Source organism: Proteus sp. G4380 (genome assembly GCF_963885725.1).
GTDB classification, from domain to species: domain Bacteria; phylum Pseudomonadota; class Gammaproteobacteria; order Enterobacterales; family Enterobacteriaceae; genus Proteus; species Proteus mirabilis.
In genome coordinates, this window is the sequence record NZ_CAWPAV010000133.1 from 1 (window position 1) to 8275 (window position 8275).

The window sequence follows — 8275 nt, forward strand, 5'->3', positions numbered from 1 at the left end:
TATTTAAATTTACATTATTTTAAAGCAAAAAAGTTATTTTTTATTTATTAATAAATTCTTCGCCAAGAATTATATCTTTTTTCAATACATCCAACATGCCATTAAGAGATTGTTTTTCAAAATCACTTAATTGACCGATTGGTAGATATTCTTCAACACCATTCTTACCTAAACGAACAGGTTGTGCAAAGAAACGGGCATGTTCACCATCGCCTTCGGTATAGGTGCATTCAATAACATCTTTTTCGCCATTTAAAGCACGGATCAATGAAAGACCAAAGCGCGCAGCTGCTTGTCCCATTGATAATGTGGCTGATCCGCCACCTGCTTTAGCTTCAACAACCTCAGTCCCCGCATTTTGAATACGTTTTGTTAATGCAGCAACTTCTTCATCAGTAAATGACACACCGGCTACTTGAGATAGCAAAGGAAGAATAGTGACACCTGAGTGTCCACCAATGACCGGAACATTCGTTGTTTGTGGATCTTTGCCTTTTAATTCAGCAACAAAAGTATTCGCACGGATAATATCTAGTGTTGTCACACCAAATAGGCGTTTTTTATCATAAACACCGGCTTTTTTCAGTACTTCAGCAGCGATAGCAACCGTAGTATTGACTGGATTAGTAATGATACCAATAAGCGCCTTAGGGCAGTTTTGTGCAACTTTTTCAATAAGATTACGCACGATCCCTGCATTTACATTGAAAAGATCAGAGCGATCCATACCCGGTTTACGGGCAACACCGGCAGAAATTAAAACAACATCTGCATCTTTTAATGCAGGAGAAGGATCTTCGCCAGCAAAACCTTTTACCCTTACTTGAGTAGGTATATGACTTAAGTCCGCTGCAACACCCGGTGTAACCGGAGCGATATCATATAAAGAGAGTTCACTACCAGCTGGAAGCTGATTTTTAAGAAGAAGTGCCAGTGCCTGACCAATACCACCCGCTGCACCGAGAACTGCTACTTTCATTCTGATACTCCTTAGTTTACGAGATAGTGGAACGCCTTTGATATACTCACTATTACGCAACACACCTAGTAAAGAAAACAATTATTTAACAGCTATATTGCATAATAAGGCATTTGTAGTAAAAAATAATACTTCGGTTATTCTAAACAAATTGCTTATCTGTTAATGAGATAGCGGGCACTCTTTTGAGAAATAATTCCAATAAATATCGCTAAGTGCTAAACGCGCTATCTCATATTGCATAATCATTTAAGATTATCATTTAGTTAACAAATTATTTACCTAATCAAGATTATCGCATTCAATATCGAGAAATAAAACTTTTTTGAGTTAACACACAAAAACACACATCAACCAAGAAGAGAAACAAGATTAACGGAGCTAATGTTGCATAAAAATTCACTTCTCTGCATAATGTGCGAGTTATTGATAACTCACTAAAGGTGAACTATGCGCACTCCTTCTAAGCAAGAAGACTTGGTTAAAGCATTTAAAGCCCTGCTGAAAGAAGAAAAATTCAGTTCACAAGGCGAGATTGTAACTGCATTACAAGAAGCTGGTTTTGATAATATTAACCAGTCTAAAATCTCTCGTATGCTAACAAAATTTGGCGCAGTAAGAACGCGTAATGCCAAAATGGAGATGGTTTACTGCCTGCCAACAGAACTTGGTGTACCTACAGCAAGTAGCCCATTGAAAAATTTGGTACTTGATATTGACCATAACCACTCAGTAGTGGTTATTAGAACCAGCCCCGGTGCCGCACAGCTTATTGCACGCTTATTAGATTCTTTAGGTAAAGCAGAAGGGATCCTCGGAAGTATCGCTGGTGATGACACTATTTTTTCTACACCCGCGCCAGGATTCTCAACAGAAGAACTACGAGATGCGATTTTAAACCTATTTGATCAGGAATTATAAATAGCGACTTCAGGAAAATAGGTCATAAACAGTAAGCCACTGAAATTTCAGTGGCTTACTTATTTAAATTAATATTGATCCACAGATGATTTTGGTGTGGCTAATTTCGCCAGGAGTTTTTCATGTATACCACCAAAGCCACCATTGCTCATGATCAAAATATGATCACCCGGTTTAGCTTCTTTAGCAACCATCTCCACTAATGTATCAATATCCGTGCTCCAACGAGCAGGCTGTACACACTTCTCGGCAATATCACTGACTAACCATTGAATGTTAGGTGGCTGAAATAAGAAAACTTCATCAGCACGTCCCAATGCCGGGGCGATATCATCTTTACTGATCCCCATCTTCATCGTATTAGAGCGAGGTTCTAATACCGCAATAATACGTGCTGTTCCGCCAACTTTACTACGTAGCGCTTCAAGGGTTGCTAAAATCGCCGTAGGATGATGGGCAAAGTCATCATAAACACTCACTTGATTTACTTCACCCCGTAACTCTAAACGACGACGGGCGTTAATAAATTTATTGAGTGCTGCGCATGCATCTACCGGTAATACACCAACGTGGTGAGCTGCCACAATGGCCATTAAGCCATTTTGCATATTGTGTTCACCCGAAAGTCCCCAACAAACCTCACCGACTTGCTCACCTTTATGGAACACTGCAAAGTGGCTACTGTCATTACTGATCTTTTTCGCCTGCCAATCACCCGTCTCACCGGTGTACTCTTCCTCACTCCAACATCCCATACCAATGGTCTGTTTTAAGTTCAGATCGTTATCAGGCATGATAATTTTGCCACTGCCCGGCACAATACGGACTAAATGATGAAACTGTTTTTGAATCGCCGTTAAATCATCAAAAATATCCGCGTGATCGAATTCCAGATTATTTAAGATAAGCGTACGTGGCGAGTAATGAACAAATTTAGAACGTTTATCAAAGAAAGCACTGTCATACTCATCAGCTTCAATAACAAAAAACGGGCTTTCCCCCAATTGTGCTGAAACTTGAAAGTTACCCGGCACACCACCAATTAAAAAACCAGGTTGATAACCACAATCTTCTAAAATCCAAGCCAGCATACCTGCCGTAGTCGTTTTACCATGGGTACCCGCAACGGCCAAAACCCAACGCTCAGGCAAAATATAGTCATGTAACCATTGTGGCCCTGATGTGTAAGGCAATCCTTTTTCAAGTACCGCTTCAACACAAGGATTCCCTCGAGTCATCGCATTGCCAATAATCACCATGTCAGGAGCAGGTTCTAATTGTTGTGGATCATAACCTTCGATTAGCTCAATGCCTTGATTTTCCAATAATGTGCTCATTGGAGGATAAACATTTGCATCAGAGCCAGTTACTTTATGCCCTTTCGCTCGAGCTAAGATGGCAAGACTTCCCATAAAGGTGCCACAAATACCAAGAATATGAATGTGCATGAATTTCTTTCCAATAGCATGAAGTTGGTCACTATTCTAACCATCAAAAAGCAGATTAGAAACGGATTAACCTTTGAATCATGCGATTCTTTGGATAAACTTGCCACTAATAAGGAAACTTTTTTCCTTTTTATATTTTATCCATTCACATTCAGGACCCACGTCATGAAAACATTAGGCGAATTTATCGTCGAGAAACAACAAGATTTTCCCCATGCAACTGGCGAATTAACGGCATTACTGTCAGCCATTAAGCTTGGGGCTAAAATTATTCACCGTGATATTAATAAAGCTGGGTTAGTCGATATTCTTGGCACTAACGGTGTTTCTAATGTTCAAGGTGAAGCCCAGATGAAACTGGATCTTTACGCGAATGAGAAACTAAAAGCAGCACTTAAAGCTCGTGGTGAAGTTGCGGGGATCGGTTCGGAAGAAGAAGACGATATCGTTATCTTTGAAGGTGATCGTGCGGAAAATGCCAAGTATGTGGTATTAATGGATCCATTGGATGGTTCTTCTAATATCGATGTAAACGTTTCCGTTGGTACTATTTTCTCTATTTACCACCGTATTACGCCTATTGGCCAACCAGTGACACTAGATGATTTCCTGCAACCCGGTAATCGCCAAGTTGCTGCGGGTTATGTCGTTTATGGCTCATCTACTATGTTGGTTTACACTACCGGTTGTGGTGTACATGCCTTTACTTACGATCCTTCTTTAGGGGTTTTCTGTTTATCTCACGAAAGTGTTCATTTTCCGCCTACCGGAAATATGTATTCAATCAATGAAGGTAACTACATTAAATTCCCATTAGGGGTAAAAAAATACATCAAGTATTGCCAAGAGCAGGATGCAGCGACTAACCGTCCTTATACAACTCGCTATATTGGCTCTTTAGTTGCGGATTTCCATCGTAACTTGCTCAAAGGGGGGATTTATATTTACCCAAGTACGGCAAGTCATCCAAATGGTAAATTACGCTTACTTTATGAATGCAACCCAATGGCATTCCTCGCGGAACAAGCGGGTGGTAAAGCCAGTAATGGTAAAGATCGTATTTTAGATATCAAACCAACAGAGTTGCACCAACGCATGCCATTCTTTGTGGGTACTAAAGCGATGGTCGAACAAGCAGAAGCATTTATGGCTCAATATCCAGACGAAGAATAAATTTTCTTTTTGTCAGGATATAGTTAAACCGGGCTTAATTAACACGTCCGGTTTTTTCATCTCTCAAAATAGCTAATTCGTGTATTTGTTGCTTATTTTTACCTCAAAAGGCAACCTGTACGGCAAAAAACGGGTATTGTTAAAAACTTTTCGCTATACTACGAGCCACGTCAAATTAATTTTTCATAGGAAATTTTTTATGAGCCTGAATCATGTTCCTGCTGGTAAAGAACTACCAGAAGATATCTATGTTGTTATTGAAATTCCAGCCAATGCTGATCCAATCAAATACGAAGTTGATAAAGAAAGTGGTGCACTGTTCGTTGACCGTTTTATGTCAACAGCGATGTTCTACCCATGCAACTACGGTTACATCAACAACACATTATCTTTAGATGGTGATCCAGTAGACGTTCTGGTTCCAACTCCATACCCATTGCAACCAGGTTCAGTCATTCGTTGCCGTCCTGTTGGCGTACTGAAAATGACTGATGAATCAGGTGAAGATGCAAAACTGGTTGCAGTACCACACACCAAACTAAGTAAAGAATACGATCACATTAAAGATGTGAACGATCTACCTGAATTATTAAAAGCTCAAATCAAACACTTCTTCGAACATTACAAAGATTTAGAATCTGGTAAATGGGTAAAAGTTGATGGTTGGGAAGGCGTAGAAGCGGCTAAAGCTGAAATTCTGTCTTCTTTTGAACGCGCAAAAAAATAATTCTGTGTCATTAGAATTAGCGTTGCTAAGTAATCCATTGGTTGCTTAGCCAAAATAAGCCCACTTCAAATGTGGGCTTATTTTATGATTATCTCTTTTTATGGTTTAACCGCATAATAAGCATTACGCCACTCACCAAGGTGATCGCCATAGCGATTATCATCAATATATATACTGTCGAAATATTCCCTGTAGAGAAAAAGAGCAATCCCCCAACAATAGGCAAAATCAGTTGATTAAACAATATAATCAGTGAGGAAATGCTGGCTAATTGTGTCACAGGAATAATTTCTATCCTTAACATCCGTAAAATATTCCCTGAAAAAACCTTACCAATAATGGATAGGGCATAAAAGAGAATAAAAGCCGTGATATCATGTTGAAAAATAACCAATAGAAAAGAACTTATTGTGATGATACAAATTGATAGAGACATTAATAATTTTCGATTTAAATAATGGGTTAGATAACCATATAAATAAGTTCCTATCACGCCACAGATCCCCGCAGAAATATCAATAAAGCCATAATATTTAATGGGTAAATTCATCGATTGGTCGATCAACGCCGCCCCACTCGACTCAATTAATCCATCAAACATATTATTGCCGATAGCAATTAAAATAGAAAAAACCAAAATAGGAGACGTAAAAATCACCACTATCCTTTTCGTCACCTGTAATGTCTCTGTTAGGCTATGTAACTGAGTGGCAGATTGGCGCTGTTTTGGTACTAGGTAAAAGAACAAAAAGAACACGGCGTTAATGAAATAAAATAGACAGGGAATAATCAGTAAATAATGGTAACCATAATCAATAAATAACATGCCGATTAATGGGCCGATGATCATGCCCAAAAAATCCATTCGAGACATTATATTAATATGATGTTCTTTATGGCGACTCATCAAGGCAATAATTTTTTCATATGAAATCAGTGTCTGTGAATTACCAATAGAAATTAAGCTACCCACTAATCCAAAACTAATTGCAATAACTAAATCAGAGGAAAAATCTACTATTAATAAAAATAAACAACCGATTATTTTACAGCTATCGGAAATAACAGAAACAGGACGGACACCTAGACCATCAATATATTGACCAATAAGCGGTATTAAAAAAATACGTGGTAACCACCATAAAGCGTATGTCAATCCCGCATATTCAATGCTTGTTGTTAATTGATAAACAATAACAGGTGTCAAAAAAACCATTAGACCATCTGCACTTAATACCAAAAAAAGCATATAGAAAAAGACAATACGCATAATAGAGGTTACACCTTTTCTTTAATTAATACTTTAATAGGCTGATTATTTTCATCATAAACAATAATCGATTTTGGGGTATGATGGGTGGGCTTATGTTTCATTAACGCTTGTTGTTTAGAAACAAGAAATTGATAATAGGTTAAATCTGCTGCTATTTTATTAACACGATAAGCTTGATAATTTTTATTAGCGATTTTCCAATCAATCACATCATGACCCGGAATATATTCTTTTTCTTCGTCCAAATAGATAACAGGTCGATTGACAGTAATGATATTCGCCATATTAAATAAGGCATGGGCAACACCACAGGGGATCACTAATTCAATATTGGGTGCCGGATCAAAAACCATTTCATCTTCATAAAATAGCGTAGGCGAATCTTCACGCATATCCACCAGCTTAATAGTGATTTTACCCGAGGTATCTCCTAAAAAAGTTAAATGATCTTCTTGCCCTAAATGTAATCCATAAGAGTCGAAATCATAAGCCTCCTGACCATGTTCAACTAGATACATAGGGGATTGTCGCGTTAATGGGACAATGCCACTCTCTTTGCCCGTATGCAGGGTCGCCATTTCACGAAATTCAACACCTAAAATAGTGGATGTAGGTAATGATTGTTTTTGAACATCGGCAATTTTCTCTCGCAACCTTACATTAATTTCATCGCCATTATCTAAGCGAATTTTACGAGTTTCAGAGTGTAAAAATCGATGTTGGCTTAACCACTGCTGTTGTATCTCAGCAACTCGATAGTAGACCAGCGCCGAAGCTTCTTCTGTCATCGGCTCATAGCCTTCAATCTCATTAATATCGATATCTTCCGGCAGATTTATCACATCATTATTAGGTGACCAATTTAATGTTTCACTTGCTAATTGCTCGATAGTAGGTAAAAAAAGAGAGTAGCTATTTAAGGTAAAAACATTTTCTAGATGGGAAAAAGTATGAGCAACTCCTGGGGGAATAATAAGTGTTCTTGCGGATGATGGGGTTATCTCCAAACTTAATTCTGATTTAAATGTCGGTGAGTTTTTACGACAATCAATAAATTTAGCCAGTATCTTTTGTTTTTTATCACCTAAAAAGGTGAGTGTATCTTGCTGGCCAAGATGAATGCCATACTGCCCATATTTAAATTCGTTTTTACCGTGATAAACAATATTAATAGGATAGGTTGTTGCGAAAGGAATAACATAAGACTGATATTTTCCATTATTCACTCGCCAGCGTTTAATCCAATGTAATCCGACAATATTAATATCTTTATTAAGTTCATTAATATCCTTATTCACTATTGCCTCCTTTCATTTAAAAAGCAGCCTTACGGCTGCTTATTGATTAAAGACTGACGACTTCGATATCATAACCAAGTGACTTCGCACTTTTTAGTAACGCATCTAAGCTAGTGGTGTTTAATTTTAAATACTTATCATCAGCAGGTGCATTTTTAATACCTGCAAGATAAGCTAATTTATCTAATGCTTCTGTTGCAACAGTTTTAGTTTGTAGCATCATATCCGTAAAACGATGATTGACTATATTATGTTTTACATCTTTTGGTGGATTATTATAAAGTTGAGTAATATCGTTTAATTTGTCCATAAATTACCTTATTTCGCTATTTAATAATAAGTCGTTATCTCTTTCCTTCTTAAGCAAAACTGTTTTAACACTGAAGTTATTTTTCTGTCAATCAGCTCTACCATTAATTATTTTCATATCAATTTAGATAAAAAACGAAGTAATAA

The 8275-nt window shown here is 37.6% G+C and carries 8 protein-coding genes; 3 read left to right on the plus strand and 5 right to left on the minus strand.

The window, feature by feature from the left end; all coding sequences use genetic code 11:
- Positions 1-40: 40 nt before the first annotated feature.
- Positions 41-979, minus strand: coding sequence for a malate dehydrogenase (gene mdh / locus AACU98_RS12045; protein ID WP_004246256.1), 939 nt, complete (start codon positions 977-979; stop codon positions 41-43).
- Positions 980-1429: 450 nt separating this feature from the next.
- Here mdh and argR point away from each other — a divergent pair, with 450 nt between their 5' ends.
- Entirely contained in the window at positions 1430-1900 is a 471-nt protein-coding gene (argR, locus tag AACU98_RS12050; protein WP_004246257.1) for a transcriptional regulator ArgR, read from the plus strand.
- Positions 1901-1968: 68 nt separating this feature from the next.
- Here the strand turns inward: argR and mpl are convergent, their stop codons facing one another.
- Positions 1969-3348 carry a UDP-N-acetylmuramate:L-alanyl-gamma-D-glutamyl-meso-diaminopimelate ligase gene (gene mpl, locus AACU98_RS12055; RefSeq protein ID WP_004246258.1) on the minus strand — a complete coding sequence of 460 codons (1380 nt, stop codon included), beginning with the start codon at positions 3346-3348 and terminating at the stop codon, positions 1969-1971.
- Between the two features lie 165 nt (positions 3349-3513).
- On the opposite strand from mpl, the gene fbp reads away from it, so the two are divergent.
- Both fbp and ppa read left to right on the plus strand, forming a co-directional pair.
- Positions 3514-4521 (plus strand): class 1 fructose-bisphosphatase, encoded by a 1008-nt coding sequence (gene fbp, locus AACU98_RS12060; protein ID WP_004249610.1) that lies wholly within the window; start codon positions 3514-3516, stop codon positions 4519-4521.
- Positions 4522-4720: 199 nt separating this feature from the next.
- On the plus strand, positions 4721-5248 hold the full coding sequence (gene ppa, locus AACU98_RS12065; protein WP_004246260.1) for an inorganic diphosphatase: 528 nt from the start codon (positions 4721-4723) through the stop codon (positions 5246-5248).
- Between the two features lie 88 nt (positions 5249-5336).
- On the opposite strand, the gene AACU98_RS12070 is transcribed toward ppa, so the two are convergent.
- The 3 genes from AACU98_RS12070 to AACU98_RS12080 are packed head-to-tail and all read right to left on the minus strand — an operon-like array spanning position 5337 to position 8129.
- On the minus strand, positions 5337-6518 hold the full coding sequence (locus tag AACU98_RS12070) for an MFS transporter (RefSeq protein ID WP_036970682.1): 1182 nt from the start codon (positions 6516-6518) through the stop codon (positions 5337-5339).
- Between the two features lie 8 nt (positions 6519-6526).
- Positions 6527-7819 carry a dTDP-4-dehydrorhamnose 3,5-epimerase family protein gene (locus AACU98_RS12075; RefSeq protein ID WP_161734777.1) on the minus strand — a complete coding sequence of 431 codons (1293 nt, stop codon included), beginning with the start codon at positions 7817-7819 and terminating at the stop codon, positions 6527-6529.
- 46 nt (positions 7820-7865) lie between these two features.
- Positions 7866-8129 carry a hypothetical protein gene (locus AACU98_RS12080; protein WP_004246263.1) on the minus strand — a complete coding sequence of 88 codons (264 nt, stop codon included), beginning with the start codon at positions 8127-8129 and terminating at the stop codon, positions 7866-7868.
- Between the last annotated feature and the right edge of the window lie 146 nt (positions 8130-8275).

Bases quoted from the DNA above. Each gene is read 5' to 3' on its own strand.
- mdh (WP_004246256.1), bottom strand. From the start codon at position 979: ATGAAAGTAGCAGTTCTCGGTGCAGCGGGTGGTATTGGTCAGGCACTG.
- argR (WP_004246257.1), top strand. From the start codon at position 1,430: ATGCGCACTCCTTCTAAGCAAGAAGACTTGGTTAAAGCATTTAAAGCC.
- mpl (WP_004246258.1), bottom strand. From the start codon at position 3,348: ATGCACATTCATATTCTTGGTATTTGTGGCACCTTTATGGGAAGTCTT.
- fbp (WP_004249610.1), top strand. From the start codon at position 3,514: ATGAAAACATTAGGCGAATTTATCGTCGAGAAACAACAAGATTTTCCC.
- ppa (WP_004246260.1), top strand. From the start codon at position 4,721: ATGAGCCTGAATCATGTTCCTGCTGGTAAAGAACTACCAGAAGATATC.
- AACU98_RS12070 (WP_036970682.1), bottom strand. From the start codon at position 6,518: ATGCGTATTGTCTTTTTCTATATGCTTTTTTTGGTATTAAGTGCAGAT.
- AACU98_RS12080 (WP_004246263.1), bottom strand. From the start codon at position 8,129: ATGGACAAATTAAACGATATTACTCAACTTTATAATAATCCACCAAAA.